The organism is Ralstonia sp. GX3-BWBA (assembly GCF_003290055.1).
Lineage (GTDB): Bacteria > Pseudomonadota > Gammaproteobacteria > Burkholderiales > Burkholderiaceae > Ralstonia > Ralstonia holmesii.
This window is the reverse complement of the sequence record NZ_QMKS01000020.1, coordinates 212,234-234,843: the sequence shown is the minus strand read 5'-3', so window position 1 is coordinate 234,843 and position 22,610 is coordinate 212,234. Positions and strand designations below refer to the sequence as shown.

Below are 22,610 nucleotides of genomic sequence, written 5' to 3'. Positions count from 1 at the left end.
CTTCCTAGCGCTTGACGAACCGGTAATGCGCCACGCCCCACTCGTTGCCGCCGGCATAGCCGAACAAGCTCGACACCGCCAGATAGAACATGCGCCACCGCTGAAACCACACGGCGGCCTGGCGCTCGCCATACGTCTGCACGAACACCGGCATCAACCGGTCACGGGCCGCATCAAGATTGGCCAGCCAATGGTCCGCCGTGCGCGCGTAGTGCACGCCGCTGACCCACCAGTGACGCGCCACACGCAGGTCTTCCTGGAAATGCAGCAGCAGCGCTTCCGATGGCATGGTGCCGCCGGTGAAGAAGTACTTCGACATCCAGTCGGTGCCGTCCTGCACCTGAAAGTGATACGCCAGCGTGCGATGCGCAAAGATGTGCACGAACAGCACCGCATCCGGGCGCATCCACCGCGCGATCTTGCCCAGCAACAGGCCGTAGTTCTTCATGTGCTCGAACATTTCGATCGACACCACACGGTCAAAGCGGCCGCCCTCGGGCATCTCTGCAAATTCGAAATCGACGATGTTTCCCGTGTGCACGCTGAGGTTCGTCAGCCCGCGCTCGGCCGCCCGGGCCTCGATCCAGCTGCGCTGACCGCGCGAATTCGACAACGCCACAATGCGTGCGTTGGGATAGCGCTTGGCCATCCATAACGACAGCGATCCCCAGCCGCAGCCCAGGTCGAGAATGCACTGGCCGTCGGCCAGGCCGGCGCGTTCGGCATAGCAGGCAAACATGGCCTCTTCTGCCTCGGCCAGCGTTTCATTACCGCTCGGATACAGGGCGCAGGAGTACTTCAACTGCGGGCCCAGATGGGCCTCGAAGAATGCGGGCGGCAATTCATAGTGCTGCGTATTGGCCGCGTCGGTCTCGATTGCAATGGGGCTGGCGCGCAACTCATCCAGCAGCGCGTTGAAGCGTCGCGAACGCAGTTCGCCGTCATGAAGGCCTTCGTCTTGCAAACGCTGGCGCATGAGGGCGCGCATGCCAGCACGCACCAGCGAATCCGGCAGCCATCCGCGCTCACAGCACTGGATGAGCCAGCCTTCGCGTGCATCGGCCGCGGCCTGCGGCGGTAGGGTCGGCGTGGACAGCGCAGTCATGTCGGGGCTCCTTGGGTCTGTATGTCGTCTGTACATCAGTGGCGCGGCGGCCAGGGGATCAACACGCTCGTTGTGCGGGCGTATTCGGCATAGTCGTCACGCGTGGCACGCATATGGGCTTCGAGCATGGGAACGCCCGAGACCTTCACGAGCAGCCACGCCATGGCCACAGGTGGCAACAGCGTGAGCCATGCCCACGGCGTGCCGATCGCCAACGGTACGTAGGCCAGCCAGTGCACGCATTCAAAGAAATAGTTCGGGTGCCGCGAATAGCGCCACAGCCCCACTCGGCAGGTCTTGCCCCGGTTGACCGGGTCCGCCGCAAAACTGCGCAGTTGCCTGTCGGCCAGGGCTTCGCCCGTCACCGCAATCAGCCACAGGGCCACAGCGGCCGCCATGGCAAGGGCACTCGGTGAATCCGGCCGGTAGCTCGGCACGGCAAACGCGATCGACAGAAACATCGATACCGCCGCCTGCAACTGGAAGAAGCCAAACATGTTTCGCGGTGCGGCGCTGCCCCACTCCTCGCGCAACTTACGGTAGCGCGCGTCTTCCGGCTTGCCGGCATTGCGCCGCCACAGGTGCCAGCCAAGGCGCGCTCCCCACACTGCGCCTCCTACGCCGACCAGCACACGTGCGAGCAACGACCCCGCACCCAGCCACGCGTAAAGCAATGCCACCATGCCCAGCGAGAACGCCCAGACCGGATCGACCATGCCGGCGTTCCCACTGCGAAGCTGCCACGCCCATACGGCGCTGAACACCGCCACCAGAAACACCAGCGCAACGAGCGCGACGCCAATCGCCGACATGCTCAGCCCCGCTCGAGCAGAAACTGCGACACGCCGATCCGGCCCTCGTCAAAGCCGGCCTCGCAGTAAGCGAAGTAGAGCCGCCAGATGCGGATGAAGGGCTCGTCGAATCCGAGTGCACGCGCAGATTCCAACCGGGCTTCGAAACGCTGGCTCCAGCGGCGCAGTGTCTCTGCGTAGTCGCGGCCGAAGTCGAGGCGGTCGACCACACGCAAGCCGTACTGTTCCGCCAGCTTGATAAAGCGCTCCCGGCTGGGCAACATGCCGCCCGGGAAGATGAACTGCTGGATGAAATCGGTGCCGGCGCGGTAGCGCTCGAAGTGGGCCTCGTCGATGGTGATGCTCTGCACCAGGGCCCGCCCGCCATGGCGCAGGCAGCGCACCAGCGTCTGAAAGTAAGTCGACCAATAAGACTCGCCCACCGCCTCAAACATCTCGATGGAGGCGATGGCGTCGTAAGCGCCGTCCAGGTCGCGGTAGTCGCGCAATTCAACGTGGGCCCGTGGCTCGTCGGCCAGGCGCTCAGCCGTGTAGCGGCGCTGTTCTTCCGAGAGCGTGATGCCGTGCACATGCGCACCGCGCGCGCAGGCCATCTCCATCAGGCCGCCCCATCCGCAGCCGATCTCCAGCACTTCCATGCCGGGCCCCACCCTGAGCAGATCGCACACGCGCCGGTACTTGGCGGCCTGTGCGTCTGCCAAACCCTGGCGCAGGTTGCCGTTGAACCATGCAGACGAATACGCCATGCCCTCGTCCAGCCACAGTCGATAGAAATCGTTACCGAGGTCGTAATGCAAGTGGATATTGCGGCGGCTGCCGCGGCGGCTGTTCCGGCGCAGCAGGTGGCGCAAGCGAAGGACGGAACGCGCCAGCGCATTACCGAAGATCGCCTGATCGAGCGTGGCGGCGTTGACGATGGCCAGGCGCAGCAGGTTTGGCAGGTTGCCCGTGTCGATCCATCCGTCGCGATACGCCTCGGCAAAACCCACATCGCCGCTGCGCAGGATGCGCCCGCAGGCGCGCCAGTCGGTGATGCGCAGATCCGCCGCCAGCGACGACGCGGCATCGCCGATCTGCACATCGCCATCGGGCGTGACAAGGTGAAGGAAGCCGTGCCGCAGCCGACCGGCCAGCGCCAAGAACAGGCGGCCGGCCGCAGGAACATGAGGCGGCACCCAGGCCAGGGAGCGCGAGGCTGTCATCGGGAATTCTCCGGAGAAGTTCTGTCGTGGGCATCACGGCCAAGGAACGGCACGCCCTTGAGCCACAAGCGCAGAGCCTGCCAGTGGATGCGGCCGATGACCTGCAGCGCAAGCAACGGCTGCTTCAGCAATGCACGGCGCAGATGAGCCGCATCGAACGGCTGCAGCCGTCCGCCGATGGCGGTATGCAGCAAGAGGCCGTCTTGGTCGTGATAATCGATGCGCACCAGCGCTGTTGCCGCCGTCTCGGTAAAGCGGAACCGGTAACCACCCTCGACCCTGCAAAAGGGCGAGACATGCAACTGCTTAAGGCACGTCAGCACGGTTTGTGCGCCGATGGCTCCGCCGTCCTGTGCGCACAGCAGGTAACTGTGGTGCTGCCCAAAGGTGTTGTTGACCTCGGCCAGCACCGCGCGCAGCGTGCCGGCCGCGTCGTGGCAATACCAAAACGAGACGGGGTTGAACATCCAGCCGGCAATGCGCGGAAAGGTCTGCAACCAGACCTCGCCATCGGCGGGCAAACCCGCGCTGCTCAGCACGCCGCGTATCCAGGCGAGCAAATCCGTGCCGTCTCGCGGGCCATAGTCACGCACGCGCAAAGACAGCGGCCGCAGGCAGTCCACGCCAAACCATGCGCCCGTCAGGCGCCCCAGCGCCGAGAGCTTCACGCGCACGGCAAACACCGGGTAGACAAAGCGGTTGGCCACCGGCCGCAGGCGGCGGTGCATAACCTGGCCGACAAGAAGTTGCGCGTCGCCATTCATGACGCCACCTTTGCCCATGCGGGGGCGCAGCCGAAGTCCGCCACCACGCGCAGGGCAGACTTCAGCCCGTCTTCGTGGAACCCGTATCCCGTCCAGGCGCCCGCGAACCAGGTGTGGCCGCGACCTTGCAGCGCCGGCAAACGAGCCTGCGCGTCGATGGCAGGCTGATCGAACACCGGGTGCTCGTATGTGAAGCGCTGATACTCCAGCTCGGGCGCCGGCGGGTCGGACGGATTCAAGGTCACGACCACCGGCGACGACACCGGCAGCGGCTGCAGCTGGTTCAGCAGATAACTGACGCACGGCGCCCCCCCCGTTGTGCCAGCCTGCGAGGCATCGAGATAATTCCACGCCGACCACACGCGCCGCCGACGCGGCAGCAGACGCGTATCGCGGTGCAGGAAGGCCGTGTTTGGCTGATAGCGGAATGCGCCCAACACGGCGCGCTCGTCGTCCGTGGCATCGTCGAGCATTTGCAGCGTCTGGGGTGCATGCGTGGCGAGCACCACGGCGTCATAGCGCTCGCTGCCGGAGTCGGTCCGCACGTCGACATGGTCCGCCGCACGGCGGATGCCGCGTACCGGCGTGCCGACTCGCACGTCTGCCAGCCCGCGCGCAATCGCGTGGACGTAGCTGCGTGCCCCGCCTTTGACGGTGCGCCAACGCGGCCGGTTGAAGACCTGCAGCAAGCCGTGGTTCAGACAAAACCGCAGGAAGGTTTCCGCGGGGAACGCCAGGATGTCCCGGCTGGGCGTGGACCAGATTGCCGCCGCCATCGGCAACAGATAGTGCGCACAGAACGGCTCGCCATAGCGGCCGGCGGCGAGCAGCGCGCCGAGGCTGTGACGCTCATTGCGCGCTACCACCAGGTTGGCGTGCGCTTGCCGGTTGAAGCGCAGGATGTCGCTCAGCATCGACAGGAACCGCGCCGACACCAGGTTGCGCGGCTGCGCAAAGACCGTGCTCAGGCTGGTGCCGGCCCACTCCAGCGCACCACCGTCTACCGATACGCTGAACGACATGTCGCTCTCACAATGGGCGACGCCAAGCTCGTCAAACAGCGCGATCAGGTTCGGATACGTGCGTGCGTTGAATACGAGAAAACCGGTATCGACGCCGAAGACCTGTCCACCTTCTTCGATATCGACCGTATTGGTATGCCCACCAAGCCGTGGGGCGGCCTCGAACAGCGTCACGGCGTGCCGCTTCGCAAGAAAATGCGCCGCCGCCAGCCCCGAGATGCCGGAGCCGACCACGGCGATACGCTTTGCAGGAAACTGAAGAATCTTCAAGGCGATGTCTCTTCGGGTGGCTGGGCGCTCATCCGCCGTGGCGGCCGGGCAGCAGCGCAAGAAACTCGCGCCGCAGGCTGGGATCGGTCAGGAACACGCCGCGCATCACGCTGCTCACCATGCGCGACCCGTCATCCTTCGTGCCGCGCCAGTGCATGCAGTAGTGTTCCGCCTCCAACACGACCGCCAGGCCGTCGGGCGCCATGCGGTCTTCCAGCAAGTCGGCAATCTGCTTGATGGCTTCTTCCTGGATCTGGGGGCGGCTCATGACCCAATCGATTAGCCGGGCATATTTGGACAGCCCGATCAGTTGGGAGTCTTTGCGTGGCATGACGCCGACCCACGCACGCCCCATCACCGGGCAAAGGTGGTGCGAGCAGGCGCTGCGCACGCGCAACGGGCCCACCACCATGAGTTCGTTGAGCCGCTCCGCATTCGGAAATGCCGTCACCTCGGGCGCTTCGACATAGCGCCCGGCAAACACCTCGCGGACAAACATCTTGGCCACGCGGCGAGCCGTCTCCCGACTGTTGTGGTCTTGCTCGACATCGATGACGAGCGCGCGCAGCACAGCCTGCAGGCGCTCCTCAACCTCGGCCTGGAGTAGATCGAGCTCGCCGTCGCGCAGGTAGGCGGCGATGTTGTCATTGGCGTGAAAGCGGTGGCCGGCACTCATCAGCCGCTCCCGAATCCGGACAGAAAGCGGCACGCTGCCAGCCGCCCCGGCAAATCCGGGCGGATCTAAAGTCAGTTTCATTGAAGTTGCCTCCGAAAATCGGCGGTGCGCTCACCGCCCATGCCGCCTCAGGCGAGTTGACGAGCGAGGACGATAGGACGCATACGCTACCTATACGCAGCTAACTCGCAGGTGGATTCAGCGTCTCGGCCCGAATGGCGAATTCCATCGCGTCTTCGAGCATCAACCGCGCGCGGTTGGCGACATCCCCAAGATGGCGGTGCAGTTGTTCGTCGAGCGCCGACCGCACCGCGCAGCCGTCGCTGAAACGCTCGAACGCGTCGAGCTGGCGGATCAGCCCGACAAGATGCCGGGGGCACTCGCAGGCAATCGTCTGGGATGCGTTGGCGAAGATTTCCAGCTGGCGGTCCGAAAACCGGCGCGCATTGCGCCGCAACGGTTCGAGCTTTCCGTAGACCGCGTCGACGCGCACGAGCTGCGCCAGCTCTTGCAGGACCTGATCGAGTTCGCCGTGTGCGTTGGGCTCCCGATACAGCCGCACGCCGGCCGCGCGCAGCATGTCGGTGGCGCGAACCGTGCCGAAGCTGTAGATCACGCCCACGGCACTGGCACCCGAACGCCGCGCTGCCGCCAATACAGCTTCCGCCGTCTCCGGATGCAGGGACGCGGCCTCCACGATCAATGCGTCTGCGTGCGGCAACTGCTCAAGCGGGGTCTCACCGTCGAGTGCGGGCAGCGCAATGACAGGCTCGATCCCCAGCGACGCGAGCGTGCTCTTTCTGCGCCGGACACGCTCCGCCAGCAACGCACCACAGACCGCAAGCGAAATTGCCGCTGTGGATGGCACCGGCGCCGACGTTTCAGCGGCCTGGGAGGTTTCCAGCAACTGCTGGAGTTCGGCACTGTCGGCATGCGCAATGGCACCGATCGCGTGCCCCTGATTGACGAGCGAGCGCAGCAGGATCAGGCGCTTGACGTCTTCGCTCGAATACAACCGCTGGCCCGATACCGATTTGGCGGGCGAAATCACGCCATAGCGCTGTTCCCACACGCGGAGGGTAGATACAGGCATCTTGGCCATGCGGGCGGCCGTTCCGCTTCGGTACATCGGGGCCGCGTTGTCTTCGTGTGGCACGTGCGTCTCCATGCAAGAGCTGCTTTGCTGACATGAAACGCTGTGCCGCCAACATCGTCAATGAAATGAAGCGCAAAACGCGCTTCTTGCGCGTGCATGAGTCGGAATTGAGTCGAAATTCCAGGGCGGGCCAACACGTGGCAAAGGCCGCCACATCGGCATGCTCCCGCCGTACCGCTCCGGCGGGAGTCGTTTTCTCGTTACGAAGCGCGAGCCGTCAGCCACTGGTTCGGTTGCAGCGGCGCGCCGACAATCCGCATCTCCCCAAGGCTGCCGAAGAACCCATTGCCCATGCTGCCGCCGTATTGCGCGCAGCCGATCGCCATCTGCTGGGTGCTCGCCACATAGCGGATGCCGTCCATCCCGCTGTTGTTGCGCAGGATGGGGGCGCCTTCCACATACATCGTCGTGCTGCCCTTCCCATCATTGACGATGGCCACGTGCAGCCACTGCCCCGCAGAGACACCGCCCGACCAGCACGCGAGGTTCTCGGTGTTGTCGGTCGGGATGACCTCCCACTGGAACTCCATCAGGTTGGAAAACGCGAACATCGCCATCGTGTCGCCCTGGTCGACATCGCCCGGCCACGTCACGCCAGTGGCTGCGCTGCGTGCGCCAAGCCGATAGAGAATGCCCATCCACGCGTTGTTCTGCGCAGTCCAGGCCGAGTCGATCTTCACGAAGGCCTCGATGGTGTAGCCATTGGCAAACGTTTGCACATTCAGCGCCGAAGTGGGGTCTGTCGTGAAATACGAAGACCTCGTCTGGTTGCCGTTCTTGAACTGCAGGCTGCCCGGCGCGGAAGACAGCGGGTGATGGTCTTTCGACCAGACCAGGTCGCCGGGTTGCCCGCCCATCCATGTGTTCAGCGAGATGGGATTCGTGCCCACCGTGGTATCGCCCGGCACGGACACATCCTTGATCTGGAAGCCCGGCTGATACGGAGACAGCGCCTCGCCTTCGGCAGCGGCTGTGTTGTAGAAGCGCCAGTGCGCCAGCGTGTTTGGCACCACCGGGTAGTCGTTCGGCCCGGACGCTGGCTTGCCCGCCTCCTGCGGCGGGTTGTGATAGTTCGCGAGAATCAGCCCCTTGGCGACGTCGGTCAGGCTGCCCGACACCGAGCCGGCTGCGGCCTTGAAGGTGGGATTGAAACCGGCAAAGCGCTTGGCAAAATCGATGTCGATCGAGAAGTGCTGGTTATCTGCCGTCAGCCATGCTGAATCGAACTGATTCAGGCTCGCTTCCGGCTTGACCGGCACCCACGGCGAGAACGAACTGGCGATGATCTTGTTGTTCGTCAGGTCGAATTCGTACAAGCGCATCAGGCCATTGCCGCCCATATACGCCATCTGATAATCGACGACCATGAAGATGACGTCGTTGCCGGCGGCGTTTTTCTTCGTCATCTTGCACGAGCCGTGATAGTGACCGGAAACGGCCATGAAAATCTGATCGTTATTCTTGATCAGCTTGTCCCACAGGTAGTTCGAATACGCCGTATCGGCAGCCGTAACAGCATCCGGGCCAATGCCCGCAAGCTGGTGGCAAATCAGGATGACCGGAATGCCGGGGTTCTTTGCGATGACCCAGTTGGCCCATGCAATCGCATCGTCCGAAGCGCGCCAAGACATCGACAGCACCAGGAACTGATTCCCTTCCGCCTGGAAGACGTGGTACTCGTGAAAGCCCGAGCCATGGCGGCCGCCGAAGGTTGCCTGCCGTTGTGCACGCGCGGTTGGGAACACCTTCAGATAGGGTTCCACCAGCCCTTGCCGGTGGCTGCCGCCGTCCTGGTATCCGTCGGTGTTATCGAAGCCGGAGACGCCAACGCCCCAGTCAGGCCCCCATTGCATCGACGAGCCGATAGCGCCGACATCGTGGTTGCCCGCGCAAATCGAATAGTTGCAGTTGGCCTTTTCCAGCACCTGCATTGCCTGGCTGGCCAATTCCCACTCTTTGGTCACCGTGCCGTTGCTGAGTTGGCTGTTGCCGAGCAGATCGGTACTCGCGCTCCACGGCGCAGAACCTTCAGAGGTGTAATACCAGGACTGGTCGACAATATCGCCAAGGTGCATGGTAAATGCCAGATTCAGCGCCTTTGCATTTTGGGCAATCCATTGCGTTTGCGCCTTGAATGGATTATCGAATTGCGGATTGATGGCTGGATAATTCTTTTGATACAACCCACCCATTTTTGCCGAGGCATAGCGCGGATAAAATTGCGTATCCGGCAAGGCCGCCAGCGTAAATGACGACCCCAGCTTCGGCGTCGTCGTTCCGGTGCCCGGATCGCCCGCCCCTGGCGAGGTGCCCGTTGAGCTGGAACCCGTTGAGGCGTCCGGCGAATCCCCGCCACCGCACCCGCTCAGCACGCCCGACAGGCCGACCGCCGTCGAAGCCAGCATCATGCGCAGCAATTGCCGGCGCTTCAGTTCAGGAACCGCAGCCAGATCATCCAGCGTCAGCTGCTGTTGATCGGCCCCACTTTTCATTGACATGGTTCTCTCCGTTACGTTTTAGGCTACCCAGAAGACAAAGCGATTGCCGTCGCAATTCGCAGGGTTGGTCCAACGTTCGAAGGGAAATGAAAGTGACGCCCGAAAAATCGCAATTCTCATCGACACAGATCAACCGTACTGAGCCTCCGAGACAAAACATTCTCAAAAAGACTCAGATAGCGAATGCGTTCGATGCTCTTTTTATTGGCTGCGATTCATGAAATGAATCGGTCACATCGATTGGCACTCGCATGGTAGGAATGATGTGTGACAGGGGCGTTTCTTTAAGTCATGCAGATTCGATCGCGTTTGGATCAAATCGCAATTCAGTGCATAGGAATACCGCGCCTATTTGAATGCGGTGCGCGACGGCCCGATGCCGCACTGCCATGGGCTGCGCCGGCTCGCAGCAGCATCCACAGCGGGCGATAAACGGGCGATCCTTGGTTGCCTCAGCCGTGTTTGCAGGCGATGTCAGCGAGCCCGACACGACGCTCCGCCGAGCGGGTACATGGCTGCTGCAGCCCCGTGTACCCCGCGGGTGGGGATCGGGAAAACCCGCCCTTGACCACTAATATATCAATCCATAAATTCTGATATATCAAAAGACGTGCCCGGATTCCGCAGCCTCCTGCCGGGTCGACACGTCAGACAAAACTAGACGAGGAGACCCAATGACAGCGCCCTTTCGTAATCGGCGGCGGCAGGCATCTGATGCACGCGCCCCGCACAATCCGTCGCGACGTGCCTTTCTGAGTTACGGCGGTGCCGTCGTCGGCGGGGCGCTGGTGAGCGCCTGTGGCGGCAGCTCCGACGACGCCGCAGCACCAGTTGCCACCACGCCCACGGCGCCCGTTCAGGCAGACCCGATCTGGGGCACGAACGGCCTGGCTACCACCATCATCTCGTCGCTGAAAGGCGTGGCACAGAGTGCATTCCCGGCAGTCGATTTCCAGGTCGAGGCGTACGGCGCACAGCCATGCAGCGTTGTCGCACAAACCAGCCCCTACACCGACCCGACCAAGTCGCCCGTCAGTTCAGGCGCGGGCGCAACACAAGCGCCCGGCGCATTCGATTCGCGCCCGGCGTTCCTGGCAGCCATTGCGGCATGCAACGCAGCCGGCGGCGGGCGCGTGGTGGTGCCGTCGGGCACGTGGTATTGCGCCGGGCCGATCGTGCTGCAGAGCAACGTCAACTTTCACCTCAGCGCTAACTGCACGATCTACTTCAGCGCCAATCCGGCGGACTATGCCAAGGATGGCCCGATCGACTGCGGCACCAACGGCAAGCTCTACTACAGCCGCTGGCAGGCCGACGATTGCCTGAATTACGGCTCGCCCATCTACGCACGCAACGCCAGCAACATCGCGCTCACGGGCGAAGGCGCGACCTCGGTGCTCAACGGCCAGGCCATGACGCCATTTGCCGGCACGGGCAACACCAGCACGTGCTGGTGGACCTTCAAGGGCAGCAACGGCGCCTATGGCTGCGCCAGCTCAAGCACGCCGTCGCAGGCTTACAGCAACCCGAACAACGTCGACTTGCAGACCGCGGTGCCGGGCATTCCGAGCGCGCTGTACACGCTGCTCACCAATCCGGCAACGCCCTGGCAGCAAGACCAGAACTATCTGCCCGCGCTGTCCGAAGCCGGCGTTCCGGTCGAGAAGCGCATCTTCGGGCTCGGCCACTACCTGCGTCCGTGCATGGTGGAGTTCATCGGCTGCACCAACGTGCTGATGGAGAACTACCGTACGGTCAACACGCCGTTCTGGCAGCACCATCCGGTGCACTGCACGAACGTGGTCATCCGTAGCGTAACGGTCGACAGCATCGGCCCCAACAACGACGGCTTCGACCCCGACGCCTGCAGCAATGTGCTGTGCGAAAACGTCACGTTCAACACGGGCGACGACTGCATCGCCATCAAGTCGGGCAAGAACCTCGACACCGGCTACGGCCCGGCGCAAGACCACGTCATCCAGAACTGCACGATGAACAGCGGCCACGGCGGCATCACGCTGGGCAGCGAAATGGGCGGCGGCGTACAGAACATCTATGCGCGCAACCTGGCGATGCTCAATCAGTTCTGGGCAACGAACTCGCTGAACATCGCCATCCGCATCAAGACGAACATGAACCGCGGCGGGTTCGTAAAGAACTTCTATGTCACCAACGTCAGCCTGCCCAATGGCGTGAACCTCACGGGTGCCGGCTACGGCAGCAAGATGCTGGCGGGCAGCCCGATCAACAGCACGGTGCCGCTGGGCGTGGTGACGGCGGCCGCAGCCAACCCGTCAGCTTCGCAAGGCGGCCTGATCACGTTCGACTGCGATTACCAGCCTGCAGCCGATGCCATCCGCACGCGGCCAGCCCTGGTGCAGAACGTGAACATCTCCAACGTAACCGCCGGCAACGTCACCACTGGCAGCCTGACGGGCTCATGCTTCCAGGCCATCGTTGCGCAGGGCCCCGTGGCGTTCGACTACAACGGCGCGCTGCCTGTGCCCACCGTTCCGCCCATCACTGGCGTGACGATCTCGAACTGCAACTTCGGCACGCCCACGGCGGCGGGCCCCGCAAGCGCCACCACGCCTGGGCCGATCTACGCCTACAACGTGCACGACATCACGCTGCAGAACGTCGTGATCGGAGGACAGATCTTCAACACCACCGTGACCGACGTCCGCTGAGCAACCCGCCTCCTTCGCGCTCGGCTGGTTCCGCTGGCCGGCGCCTTTTTATTCCGACCCTGCTGCCCATACATCCATCATGAAACGCCCTACCGCAATCGCTCGTACCTCCCTGCTGTTCGCCGCGCTGCTGGCCGCCTTCGCAAGCGGCGCTGCGCACGCGCGCACCTTCCGTGTAGCCGACGTGCACGGCGACACCTACCCCACCAACATGGCCGTCAAGTTCATGGGCGAGGAGATCAAAAAGGCCACCGACGGCAAAGACTCCGTCAAGGTGTTCGGCAACAGCGCGCTGGGCTCGGAGAAAGACACCATCGACCAGGTGCGCATTGGCGCGATCGACATGGTGCGTGCCAACGGCGCGGCCTTCAACGAGATCGTTCCCGAATCGGTCATTCCTTCGCTGCCCTTCCTGTTCCGCGACATCGACCACTTCCGCAAGGTGATGTACGGCCCGGTCGGCCAGAAGATCCTCGATTCGTTTGCCGCCAAGGGCTTCGTTGCGCTGACGTTCTATGAGAGCGGCGCACGCTCGATCTACGCCAAGAAGGCCATCCACACCCCGGCCGACATGAAGGGCGTGAAGATCCGCGTGCAGCCGTCGGACCTGATGGTCGACGAGATCAAGGCCATGGGCGGCACGCCCACGCCGATGCCGTTCAGCGAGGTCTACACCGGCCTGAAGACGGGCCTGGTGGATGCGGCGGAAAACAACATCCCGTCGTATGAAGAAACCAAGCACTTTGAAGTCGCGCAGATCTACTCCGAAACGCAGCATGCGATGACGCCGGAAGTGCTCGTCTTCTCCAAGAAGATCTGGGACACGCTCACGCCGCAGGAGCAAGCCGCAATCCGCAAGGCAGCTGCCGACTCCGTGCCGTACTACGTCAAGCTCTGGACCGCGCGCGAGCAGGCCGCCACGGCAACCGTGACCAAGGGCAACGCCACCATCGTGCCGGCTTCGCAGGTTGACCGCGCCGCCTTCGTCAAGGCCATGCAGCCGATCTGGACAAAATACGAGACCACGCCGCAGATGAAGGACATCGTCAACGCGATCGTGGCCACCAAGTAAGCCTGCATCACCGCTCAAGCGCGGGGCCTGCGACTTTCCCGCAGGCCCCGCGCCGGGCAGGCTCCCGATGTACGTCGTTGGTACACCGGCCCCGCCTGCCCACCTCCGATACCGCGTTCCCTCCAGGTTCAGCATGCAATCGATGTCTTTACTCAAGCGCATCAACGATGCGTTTGCGCTCGTGCTCACGCTTGTGGCGGCGTCATGCCTGGCCACGCTGACCGTGCTTGTCTTCTACGGCGTGATCATGCGCTACGTCTTCAACAACGCGCCGGATTTTGTTGAACCCATCGCGCTGCTCATGGTGGTGGTCATTGCCATGTTCGGGGCCGCGCTGAAGGTGCGCGAAGGCGGCCATATCGGCCTGGATTCCTTTGTTGAACGCCTGCCCGCGGGCGGCAAGCGCGCCGCGCACGTGCTGCAGAAGCTGTGCCTGATCGCCTTTGCCGTGGTGATCTTCATCGGCTGCTTCGATATGGCCGAAACCACGTTCGGTGACCGTATTCCCATTCTCGGGCTGCCTGAAGCCGTTCGCTATTGGATTCCTATCGTGGCGAGTGTCGCCATCGCCCTGTTCGCTCTCGAACGCCTGGTCGGGCTGTTCGCGCAAGACGCAAGTTAAGTCACCATGGATCTCGCCATTCTCTCCGTCAGTTTTCTGGCGTTTCTCTTGCTGGGCGTACCGGTTTCATTCGCGCTCGGCCTGTCATGCGTGCTGACGTATCTGCACGAAGGCCTGCCGGCGGCCACCGCCATGCAATCGATGATCTCGGGCATGAACGCGTTCTCGTTCCTGGCCGTGCCGTTCTTCATCCTGTCGGGCGAGCTGATGCTGCACGGCGGCATTGCAGACCGCATCCTGCGCTTCGCGCAATCACTGGTGGGGCACTTCCGCGGTGGCCTGGGCATGGCCAACGTGGTGGCCTGCACGCTGTTCGGCGGCGTCTCGGGCTCGCCCACCGCCGACACGTCCGCCATGGGCGGCGTGGTGATTCCGTTGATGAAACGCGAAGGCTACAGCGCGGCCTACGCCGTGAACGTGACCACGCATGCCTCGCTGGCCGGCGCGCTCATGCCGACCTCCACCAACATGATCATCTACGCCTTTGCGGCGCAAGGCATCGTGGGCTCGCTCAACGGCCAGCAGGTGAGCGGCGTGTCGATTGGCGACCTGCTGTTCTCGGGGCTGCTGCCGGTGCTGTGGGTCATGGGCTTCGTGCTAATCGCCGCCTACTGGCAAGCCAAGCGCTACGGTTTCCCGCGCCGCGCCGATGGCTCGACCGAGCTGCCGCCCTTCCCCGGCTGGTTTGCCGTGGCACGTGCCTTTGTGGGCGCAGTACCGGGCCTGATGGTGATCGCGCTGATCCTGGTGTGCGTGGCCATGGGCATTGCCACCGCCACCGAAGCCGCGGCCATCGCAGTCGCCTATTCGCTGTGCCTGACGGTGCTCGTCTATCGCTCCATGACGTGGACCAAGTTCCGCCGTGCGCTGGCCCACGCCGCCAAGACCACGGGCGTGGTGCTGCTGCTGATTGCCGTGTCGAACATGCTGCGCTTCCAGATGGCCTACCTGGAGATTCCGGACGCCATCGAGCAGATGCTCACGCAGACCAGCGCCGCACCGTGGCTGATGCTGCTCTACATCAACGTCCTGCAGGTGTTCCTGGGCACGTTCGTCGACATGGCGGCGCACATCCTGATCACCACGCCGCTGTTCCTGCCCATGGCCATGCATTGCGGCGTCGGCCCGGTGCAGTTCGGAATCATGCTGCTGCTCAACTGCTCGCTGGGTCTGGTGCATCCGCCCATCGGTTCAGTGCAGTTTGTCGGTTGCGCCATCGGCGAAGTCTCCATTGGCGAGACCACCAAGATCGCCTGGCCTTACTACCTCGCCATCTTCACCGCCATCAACGTGGTGACGTACATGCCGTTCTTCTCGACCTGGCTACCGAGCGTGATCAACGGGCACCCGGTGTACTGAGCCCCCTCAACGAATAACCAACATGCAGCCACGGCTGCGACATCAAGGAAGGAGTCATCATGAAGAGCCAAGTAGCAATCGCGGCAGCGATCGCGCTCACAGGAGGCATCGCCGGATCAGCGTACGCGCAGAGCAGCGTCACGCTGTACGGCAACATCGACGTGTCGGTCGGGTATCAGAGCAACCAGACCTCGGTCGGGTCCACGTCGAACGGCCACTCGGTCGTCAAGCAGAACAGCGGCATCTGGTCGGGCAGCCGCTTCGGCTTCAAGGGCAACGAAGACCTGGGCGGCGGCAACAGCGCGCAGTTCGTGCTTGAAGAAGGCTTTAACGGCGACACGGGCTCGCAATCGGTCTCGGGGCTGATGTTCAACCGCCAGGCCTTCGTGGGTCTGGCCAACCGCGAGCTGGGCACCGTCACGCTGGGCCGCCAGTACACGGCGTACTTCTCGATCCTGGCCCCGTACAGCCCGATCAACTGGCTGACCGGCTTCTACGGTGCGCACCCGGGCGATATCGACTCGCTCGACACCAACTACCGCGTCAACAACTCCGTGGTCTATACCTCGCCCACGCTGGGCGGCGTGACCTTCAGCGGCTCCTACGGCATGGGCGAAACGCCGGCCAGCGTGGGCAACGGTTCCACCTGGAGCTTTGCCGCGCGCTATGCCAATGGGCCGGTCGGCGTGGGCGCCGGCTTCATGCGCGTGAACAACTCGACGGTGGGCGGCGGTGCCTGGGGCGCGAACTCAGCGCTGTCCAACAACGGCAGCCAGCCGGCCGTGTCCGCCATCAACGCCGGCTACCAGCTGGCGGCGGCGCAACAGCGCTTTGCCGTGCTCGGTTCGTACACGTTCTCGCCGGCATGGGACGTGTCGGTGTCGTACTCCAACGTGCAGTACATCCCGGGTGTGAACTCCAAGTTCGCCAGCGAGGCGATCTTCAATACCGGCGGTGCCGTCCTGCACTACAAGGCCACCCCGACGCTTGACCTGGCCGCCGGCTATTCGTACACGCGCGCCACCAAGGCCAACGGCATTGCGGACGCGGCGACATATCACCAGTTCAACCTGTCGCAGTACTACAGCTTCTCCAAGCGCACGGGCCTGTACCTGCTGGAGGCGTATCAGAAAGCGAAGGGTAAGACGATCTCGCCCACGGGGGGCATCATCGATGCCACGGCGTCCATCGGCGATGGCCAGAACGGCGCGCCTTCGGCAACCGGGTCGCAACTTACCGTGGCTGTCGGCATGATTCACCGGTTCTGACCGGTTTGAGCGCCGGTCACGGCGTCCGCCCGGACGCTGTGACCGGGTTCACCTCAGTTCAAGTGCGCGGAGTTTGCCGCTATCATGGTGCCCGCGCTGCCCTTGGTCTCTGACCGCATCGACACCTCAGGCCGCGCCGTTGCGATCCCTTCCACTTCCCCCCGAACTCGTTGCGAGCTGTATGACTTCGCGCCCTTTCCCCTCGCCCTCTGAGGACGAGGCCACCATGACCGCCGCCCGACGCGTGTATCTGAAGCTGCGTGAGCGGATTGTCGAGATGGAACTGCTACCCGGAACGCGCATCGTCGAGAAGGATCTCGCAGAAGAATTCGGCACCAGCCGTACCCCCGTTCATGAGGCCGTCCAGCGGTTGGCCGAGGAAGGGCTGATCGACGTCCAGGCCCGCGTCGGGACGTTCGTGTCGCGCATTCCGCTCAATACGCTGGAAGAAGCCATGCTCGTGCGCGGCGCGCTGGAAGTCGCCATCATCGAGAAGGCTGCCGAGCGCATGACGCCCGAAGGCATCCACAAGCTGAACGTCGTGCTCGAACGGCAGGCGCAATGCGTTCGAGAGAGCAACCGGCGCGGCTTCTTCCGCACCGACGAAGCCTTTCACGCCACGCTGGCCGAGCTGTCGGGCTACCCCGGCGTCTGGCAGATCATCCTGGAAGTCAAAACGCAGATCGACCGCTACCGGCTGCTGACCCTACCGCTGGAGGGCCGCATGACCGAGGTCCTGGCCGAGCACCGCGCGGTGATCGACGCCCTCGCTTCCAACAATCCGAAACGCGCCGTGCGCGCCATGCGGGAGCACCTGGATCACGTGCTGCCCGTGTTGGAAATTACCCGCCGGCTGCGCCCGGAGTACTTCACCATCTAGCGGGTCCGGGCAAGTGGCCGCTTCAGGCTGGGGCGGCCGCTTGATGCACCGTGTCGGAGCACGGCCTTCGCCAGCCCGCACCGCCGTGACTGGCTCCGGCACAAACATCCCCACCGCCCGGGAATGCATATTCCCGAATCGCCCTGGCGCATGCACCAGTCGTTCGGCCCTGGCGCATTGTTAATCCTTGGTTCACATGCGCAGTGGATCATGTCGGATCAACCCGCTTCCCATGCACCGCCCTCCATGCCGAATTGCACTTCAGTGAACCCTTTGCCGATGACCTTGCCTGCTGCCGCATTGGTACTCAGCCTGGCACTCGCGCTGCCAGCGCTGGCACAAACGAACGCCCTGCGCGTGGCCTCCGATGTAAAGGACATCCGCATCAAGCCGTTGAACGTGCTGCCCAAGGCCACCGGCAGCAAGAGCGACCGAGCTGACTGCCCACAGGTCGTCATGAAGCCGGCATCGGCAGCAGCCAAGCAGGTGGCGGCACAAGGCTGGGCGGTCATGGCCGATGTGCCGCTTGGCTCGGCCTCTTCCGGCACGTATCGCGCCATCAGTTTTGCGGGCCGCCTGGAAGCCGGTACCAGCGCAACCTGCAGCATCACGCAAGGCAACGTGGCCGTGTTCGACAACGACAAGCTCGTCGCGCTGGCCTACGGCAAATCCGCCGAAGACACCGCCATCGGCACCCTCACCGCGCTCGAAGGCGGCGCCGTGCGCGTGTGGGACGGCGACATGGTTGCGTCGCCGGTCGGTGACTTGCGTGTCGACGCTGACGGCACGGTGCGCCTGAGCAAAATTGCCGACGAAGATACCGTCTGCCATGGCCGCGCCAAGGTACCGACCATCTACGGCATGCCGATCGACAAGGCCCGCAAGGCACTCGCCGCCAAGGGCTGGAAGCCTGTACGAGGCGGCCCCAACGGCGAGCCGCGCCAGAGCGCCCTGGTCAAGCAGGGTCTGGTAGAAACCGAAAACTGTGCAGGCACGGGCCTCGCCTACTGCGACTTCAGCTACACCGGCCCCGCCGGCAAGCTGACCGTGACCACCGCAGGGGAGGACGACCCGCCGCACGTTGCCGACTACGAGGTCAAATGCCGTTGATCGGCAGCAGCGCGCTCTTCAGGCACCCTCACGTTACATGTTGTTACACTTTCGTTTGCCAGGTCTGTCGATTCCGCCCACCCTTCATTCGACGTGCAAGTAGAGGCGCGAACATCATGCGTCGCCTCCAAACCCATCGAACTCAAGGAGAAACACCATGCGATTCATGATCCTGCGTCTGGCCGACAAAGACACCGAAGCCGCCGTCATGCCGAGCGAAGAACTGCTCACCGCCATGGGCAAGTACATGGAAGACTTGGCCAAGGCAGGCGTGCTGCTGGGCGGCGAAGGGCTGCACCCCAGCTCGCGCGGCGCACGCGTGGAATTCAAGAATGGCAAGCCGACGGTGATCGATGGCCCGTTTGCGGAAGCCAAGGAGCTGATCGCCGGCTACACAATGTTGCAAGTCAAGTCGGAAGAAGAAGCACTGGAGTGGGTCAAGCGCTGGCCCGCACTGGATGCCGGCGGCAATGTGCGCCTGGAAATCCGCCGCGTGTTTGAAGCGGAAGATTTTGGTGCGGAGTTCACACCCGAAGCCCGCGAGCGCGAAGAACGCCTGCGCGCAGAACTGGCGGCCAAGCAGCAATAAACGGCGCCGTCATGGCCGGTTCGACGCCGGATGCGCTCGCCATCCACCGCACCATCGATGCGGTGTGGCGCATCGAATCGGCCAGGATCATTGCCGGGCTTGCACGCCTGCTGCGCGACGTGGGGCTGGCCGAAGAGCTGGCGCAGGATGCACTGGTCGCGGCGCTGGAGCAATGGCCCGCATCCGGTATCCCCGACAATCCGGCCGCGTGGCTCACGGCCACCGCCAAACACCGCGCCATTGACCGGCTGCGCCATCACACGCTGGCGGAGCAAAAGCATGCGCTGCTTGCCATCGAGCTGGAGATCGAACAGGAGCTTGCCCAGGCCGATGCCGAAACAGCGCGCGACGAGGCCATCGGCGACGATCTGCTGCGGCTGGTCTTCATTTCCTGCCATCCGGTGCTGCCACACGAAGGCCGCGTGGCGCTCACACTACGACTGCTCGGCGGGCTGACCACGGACGAGATCGCCCGGGCCTTTCTGGTGCCGGAGCCCACGGTGGCGCAGCGCATCGTGCGGGCAAAGAAGACGCTTGCCGCCGCACACGTGCCGTTCGAGCTGCCCGAGCCCGATGCGTTGCCCGAGCGGCTTTCAGCCGTGCTGCAGGTGATCTATCTCGTCTTCAACGAAGGCTATGCCGCCACCGCGGGTGACGACTGGACGCGTCCCACGCTATGTGAAGAGGCGCAGCGCCTGGGCCGCATCCTGGCCGGGCTTATGCCGGGCGAGCCGGAAGTGCATGGTCTGCTTGCGCTGATGGAGCTTCAGGCCTCGCGCCTGCGTGCACGCGTGGGCCCGGGCGGCCGGCCCATCCTGCTGATGGAACAGGACCGCAGCCGTTGGGACTACCTGCTCATCCGGCGTGGCTTTGCAGCGTTGGCACAAGCGCAAGCCTGCGGGCGGGGGCTCGGCCCGTATGGACTGCAGGCGGCAATTGCGGCATGTCATGCAAGCGCACGCACCGCCGAACAAACCGACTGGACCCGCATTGCTGCGCTGTACGACGCGCTGGCGCAGCTCACGCCGTCGCCCATCGTCGAACTGAACCGCGCCGTGGCGGTGGGCATGGCGTATGGCCCGCAGGCGGGGCTCGAGATTGTCGATACGCTGCTGGCCGAACCGGCACTGCGCAGCTACCACCTGTTGCCCAGCGTGCGCGCCGATTTTCTAGCGCGCCTCAACCGCCCGGAGGAGGCCCGCGTGGAGTACGAACGCGCAGCAGTGCTTGCACACAATCGGCAAGAACGCGCGCTCTTGCTGGAACGCGCAGCCAAGTGCGGCGCACCGGAGTAACGCCGCGGCACGCCGCTTGCTACGCAAATTGGCTTGTCGATAACGCGACGGCGGCGGAACCTTGATCGCGCCGTGGTCGTCCATCCTGCGTGAACCGTTCTTCGTCTTCCCTTCTCAGCATTCAGGCACTGCGGGGCTTTGCCGCGCTGTATGTGGTGGTGTACCACTCCGGGCTCGCCTTGGCCTATGCCGATATCCCTGCCCTTGCGTGGCTGACTACGCATGTAATCAAGCGCGGGCATGTGGGTGTGGATGTGTTCTTCGTCATCAGCGGCTTCATCATTGCGTGGGTCGCCATTCTTGGCCCGAAAGGACCTGAGCCGGCCAGCGAATTTCTCGTCAAGCGTGCGTTCCGGCTTGCGCCGCCTTACTGGCTGATGTCGTTGCTGCATTCCACGTGGCTCAACCCGGTGTCGGCGGGCGTGCTGCTGACCTCGCTCGCGTTTGTGCCGCAGGCGAATGTGGATGCGCCGTACCTCGGGTATCCGGCACTGTATGTGGGCTGGTCGCTCAACTACGAGGTCTTCTTCTACGCGCTGTGTGCGGTCGGGCTGGCGCTGTTCGGCCGGCGCGCGCTTGGGCTGGTGGCACTGGCGCTATTCACGACCACGATCATCGTGCCGTTCTGGCACAGCGGCGTCGTGCAGCGCAACCCGGAAGCGCTGTACGACTGGGCCACCCCGCTGCAGGCCATGGCAGCCAATCCGCTTGTGCTGGAGTTCCTGCTGGGCGCGGGGCTGGCGTGGCTGTATGCGGCAAATCGGCATCGTCTCACGCCGGCCTACGCGCGGGTGTTGATGGCGATAGGCGTGGCGACGTTCGTGATATCGGTCGTTGGCCCTGTTCCCAAGTTCGATCTGCTCGCCCGGGGGCTGCCCGCAGGCGCATTGTTGATCGGCATGGTGGCGATGGAGCACTGCGGCGAGCTTCGCGTGCCGCGCGTCGCTGTCTGGCTGGGTGAGCTGTCGTACGCGCTCTACCTCGTTCACCCGAGTGTGATTGAAGCCACGCACCGCCTGGTGGGCAGGCTGGCGCCCGAATGGATCGGCACCCAGTTGATGCTGTTCGCCGTCAACCTTGCATTCACGCTGGTGTTGGCCCTGCTGCTGCATCGCTATGTGGAGCTACCGTCCATTGCCATGGGCCGCCGCGCCATCGGCTGGATGCGCAACCGTCGGCACGCCTCGCGTACGCGCCTGGGTCAACAGGAATCTTGAGCAGCGACGCCTCTGCGCCGCCTGCGGTGCGTGACGCGATGCCGCTGCCTGCTCTCCTCAAGCTATCACGCTGAACATCAACGCCTGGATCTTGCCGTCGACCGGGCCCGCGCCGAACTGGGCCGTCAATGCATCGGTACATACCTCGGTGGCGTCGGTCAGTGCATCGGGGCCGAATGCCTCCAGTTCGCCTCGCACCGGCGTGCCCTGGCAGTAGGCGACAGCCACCACGCGTGCCGTATCTGCCCGGCTGCGCGCTGGGACAACGTCGTACATGACCTCTGCGGTAAAACCGCCCGCCCGGGCGTCGGCTTGAATAGGCGCCGGGTCGTAATGACCATGCGGCGTACGCGCCAGAAACATCGGCGGATTTTCGGGAAAGCGTTTCGCCAGCGCCTTCGTCACCACATTTGCAAAGTCGTTGTCTTCAATCCGGCCCCACACGCTCAAGAGCAGCCTGCCGCCTGGTGTCAGCACACGCCGCGCTTCAGCAAAGGCCCTGGGCCGGTCGGGGAAGAACATCGCGCCAAACTGGCAGATCACCACATCGAAAGAGCCATCGGCAAACGGCAGTTGCTGGGCGTCGGCCTGCTGCCATGTCACGGGCCGGTCTGTGCCCACGGCGGCCGCGCGATCGAGCATCGGCGGGTTCAGGTCGGTCGCGACAATCTCGGTGGTCGCAGGCAACGCACGCGCCAGTGCGCGCGTCACGGCTCCGGTACCTGCCGCAACTTCCAGTACGCGCTGCGGCTGACATGCCGCCGCCCGTGCAGCCATGTCCACCGCATAGGGCTCGAAGATCAACGGGACCAGCAGCGTGTCATACAGCTCGGGAATGGAGCCAGAGAAGACCTGATCGGTGCCATGCGCAGCCATCGTTCACCACCTTTGCCCAAGGAAGGGTCGAGCATGAATCGTTATAGCCCGGAACCGCGCAGCGGGCACTCCGCCAAGTCGACTAGAGGACATGCCCGCCAAGGCATGAAGGGCCGTCAAGGCGCGG

The 22,610-nt window shown here is 63.9% G+C and carries 19 protein-coding genes; 10 read left to right on the top strand and 9 right to left on the bottom strand.

Annotated elements, in window-relative coordinates; translation table 11 throughout:
• Positions 1–4 precede the first annotated feature (4 nt).
• From DOD19_RS19930 to DOD19_RS19895, 8 genes are all read right to left on the bottom strand, one after another.
• The gene (locus tag DOD19_RS19930) at positions 5–1,105 is read right to left on the bottom strand and encodes a cyclopropane-fatty-acyl-phospholipid synthase family protein (protein ID WP_112187538.1); all 1,101 of its coding nucleotides are present in this window, start codon (positions 1,103–1,105) and stop codon (positions 5–7) included.
• A gap of 35 nt (positions 1,106–1,140) precedes the next feature.
• The gene (locus DOD19_RS19925; protein WP_112187536.1) at positions 1,141–1,917 is read right to left on the bottom strand and encodes a DUF1295 domain-containing protein; all 777 of its coding nucleotides are present in this window, start codon (positions 1,915–1,917) and stop codon (positions 1,141–1,143) included.
• Between the two features lie 2 nt (positions 1,918–1,919).
• Positions 1,920–3,119: a cyclopropane-fatty-acyl-phospholipid synthase family protein gene (locus tag DOD19_RS19920; protein ID WP_024979295.1), complete on the bottom strand. Its 1,200-nt coding sequence runs from the start codon at positions 3,117–3,119 to the stop codon at positions 1,920–1,922.
• Positions 3,116–3,883 carry a DUF1365 domain-containing protein gene (locus DOD19_RS19915; RefSeq protein WP_024979296.1) on the bottom strand — a complete coding sequence of 256 codons (768 nt, stop codon included), beginning with the start codon at positions 3,881–3,883 and terminating at the stop codon, positions 3,116–3,118. Before DOD19_RS19915 ends, DOD19_RS19920 begins: the two co-directional genes overlap by 4 nt.
• Positions 3,880–5,175, bottom strand: a complete 1,296-nt coding sequence (locus DOD19_RS19910; protein ID WP_112187534.1) for an FAD-dependent oxidoreductase — start codon at positions 5,173–5,175, stop codon at positions 3,880–3,882. The genes DOD19_RS19915 and DOD19_RS19910 overlap by 4 nt, the downstream gene beginning before the upstream one ends.
• 28 nt (positions 5,176–5,203) lie before the next feature.
• Positions 5,204–5,932 (bottom strand): GTP cyclohydrolase I, encoded by a 729-nt coding sequence (gene folE, locus DOD19_RS19905; protein WP_024979298.1) that lies wholly within the window; start codon positions 5,930–5,932, stop codon positions 5,204–5,206.
• Positions 5,933–6,032: 100 nt separating this feature from the next.
• On the bottom strand, positions 6,033–7,007 hold the full coding sequence (locus DOD19_RS19900) for a MerR family transcriptional regulator (RefSeq protein WP_235193276.1): 975 nt from the start codon (positions 7,005–7,007) through the stop codon (positions 6,033–6,035).
• A 200-nt stretch (positions 7,008–7,207) separates the two neighbouring features.
• Positions 7,208–9,505 (bottom strand): LamG-like jellyroll fold domain-containing protein, encoded by a 2,298-nt coding sequence (locus DOD19_RS19895; RefSeq protein ID WP_239498051.1) that lies wholly within the window; start codon positions 9,503–9,505, stop codon positions 7,208–7,210.
• A gap of 674 nt (positions 9,506–10,179) precedes the next feature.
• Here DOD19_RS19895 and DOD19_RS19890 point away from each other — a divergent pair.
• From DOD19_RS19890 to DOD19_RS19845, 10 genes are all read left to right on the top strand, one after another.
• Positions 10,180–12,195: a glycoside hydrolase family 28 protein gene (locus DOD19_RS19890; RefSeq protein ID WP_112187532.1), complete on the top strand. Its 2,016-nt coding sequence runs from the start codon at positions 10,180–10,182 to the stop codon at positions 12,193–12,195.
• A gap of 79 nt (positions 12,196–12,274) precedes the next feature.
• Entirely contained in the window at positions 12,275–13,267 is a 993-nt protein-coding gene (locus tag DOD19_RS19885; RefSeq protein WP_112187529.1) for a TRAP transporter substrate-binding protein, read from the top strand.
• 133 nt (positions 13,268–13,400) lie between these two features.
• A complete protein-coding gene (locus DOD19_RS19880) occupies positions 13,401–13,889 on the top strand; it encodes a TRAP transporter small permease (RefSeq protein WP_037032478.1) in 489 nt (162 codons plus the stop codon).
• A gap of 6 nt (positions 13,890–13,895) precedes the next feature.
• A complete protein-coding gene (locus tag DOD19_RS19875) occupies positions 13,896–15,248 on the top strand; it encodes a TRAP transporter large permease (protein ID WP_024979304.1) in 1,353 nt (450 codons plus the stop codon).
• Between the two features lie 59 nt (positions 15,249–15,307).
• Positions 15,308–16,516: a porin gene (locus DOD19_RS19870; RefSeq protein WP_112187527.1), complete on the top strand. Its 1,209-nt coding sequence runs from the start codon at positions 15,308–15,310 to the stop codon at positions 16,514–16,516.
• Between the two features lie 226 nt (positions 16,517–16,742).
• Complete coding sequence (locus DOD19_RS19865) at positions 16,743–17,396, top strand: GntR family transcriptional regulator (RefSeq protein WP_024979306.1); 654 nt, start codon at positions 16,743–16,745, stop codon at positions 17,394–17,396.
• A 279-nt stretch (positions 17,397–17,675) separates the two neighbouring features.
• Positions 17,676–18,506, top strand: a complete 831-nt coding sequence (locus tag DOD19_RS19860; RefSeq protein ID WP_112187525.1) for a hypothetical protein — start codon at positions 17,676–17,678, stop codon at positions 18,504–18,506.
• Positions 18,507–18,663: 157 nt separating this feature from the next.
• A complete protein-coding gene (locus DOD19_RS19855; protein WP_024979308.1) occupies positions 18,664–19,095 on the top strand; it encodes a YciI family protein in 432 nt (143 codons plus the stop codon).
• Positions 19,096–19,106: 11 nt separating this feature from the next.
• On the top strand, positions 19,107–20,390 hold the full coding sequence (locus DOD19_RS19850) for an RNA polymerase sigma factor (protein WP_112187523.1): 1,284 nt from the start codon (positions 19,107–19,109) through the stop codon (positions 20,388–20,390).
• Between the two features lie 89 nt (positions 20,391–20,479).
• Complete coding sequence (locus DOD19_RS19845; RefSeq protein WP_112187521.1) at positions 20,480–21,607, top strand: acyltransferase; 1,128 nt, start codon at positions 20,480–20,482, stop codon at positions 21,605–21,607.
• A gap of 57 nt (positions 21,608–21,664) precedes the next feature.
• On the opposite strand, the gene DOD19_RS19840 is transcribed toward DOD19_RS19845, so the two are convergent.
• Positions 21,665–22,483, bottom strand: a complete 819-nt coding sequence (locus DOD19_RS19840; protein WP_112187518.1) for a class I SAM-dependent methyltransferase — start codon at positions 22,481–22,483, stop codon at positions 21,665–21,667.
• Between the last annotated feature and the right edge of the window lie 127 nt (positions 22,484–22,610).

Coding starts and splice junctions, on each gene's coding strand:
- DOD19_RS19855 (WP_024979308.1), top strand. CDS start 18,664: ATGCGATTCATGATCCTGCGTCTGGCCGACAAAGACACCGAAGCCGCC.
- DOD19_RS19915 (WP_024979296.1), bottom strand. CDS start 3,883: ATGAATGGCGACGCGCAACTTCTTGTCGGCCAGGTTATGCACCGCCGC.
- folE (WP_024979298.1), bottom strand. CDS start 5,932: ATGAAACTGACTTTAGATCCGCCCGGATTTGCCGGGGCGGCTGGCAGC.
- DOD19_RS19920 (WP_024979295.1), bottom strand. CDS start 3,119: ATGACAGCCTCGCGCTCCCTGGCCTGGGTGCCGCCTCATGTTCCTGCG.
- DOD19_RS19880 (WP_037032478.1), top strand. CDS start 13,401: ATGCAATCGATGTCTTTACTCAAGCGCATCAACGATGCGTTTGCGCTC.
- DOD19_RS19885 (WP_112187529.1), top strand. CDS start 12,275: ATGAAACGCCCTACCGCAATCGCTCGTACCTCCCTGCTGTTCGCCGCG.
- DOD19_RS19860 (WP_112187525.1), top strand. CDS start 17,676: ATGACCTTGCCTGCTGCCGCATTGGTACTCAGCCTGGCACTCGCGCTG.
- DOD19_RS19840 (WP_112187518.1), bottom strand. CDS start 22,483: ATGGCTGCGCATGGCACCGATCAGGTCTTCTCTGGCTCCATTCCCGAG.
- DOD19_RS19890 (WP_112187532.1), top strand. CDS start 10,180: ATGACAGCGCCCTTTCGTAATCGGCGGCGGCAGGCATCTGATGCACGC.
- DOD19_RS19865 (WP_024979306.1), top strand. CDS start 16,743: ATGACCGCCGCCCGACGCGTGTATCTGAAGCTGCGTGAGCGGATTGTC.
- DOD19_RS19930 (WP_112187538.1), bottom strand. CDS start 1,105: ATGACTGCGCTGTCCACGCCGACCCTACCGCCGCAGGCCGCGGCCGAT.
- DOD19_RS19870 (WP_112187527.1), top strand. CDS start 15,308: ATGAAGAGCCAAGTAGCAATCGCGGCAGCGATCGCGCTCACAGGAGGC.
- DOD19_RS19925 (WP_112187536.1), bottom strand. CDS start 1,917: ATGTCGGCGATTGGCGTCGCGCTCGTTGCGCTGGTGTTTCTGGTGGCG.
- DOD19_RS19875 (WP_024979304.1), top strand. CDS start 13,896: ATGGATCTCGCCATTCTCTCCGTCAGTTTTCTGGCGTTTCTCTTGCTG.
- DOD19_RS19895 (WP_239498051.1), bottom strand. CDS start 9,505: ATGTCAATGAAAAGTGGGGCCGATCAACAGCAGCTGACGCTGGATGAT.
- DOD19_RS19850 (WP_112187523.1), top strand. CDS start 19,107: ATGGCCGGTTCGACGCCGGATGCGCTCGCCATCCACCGCACCATCGAT.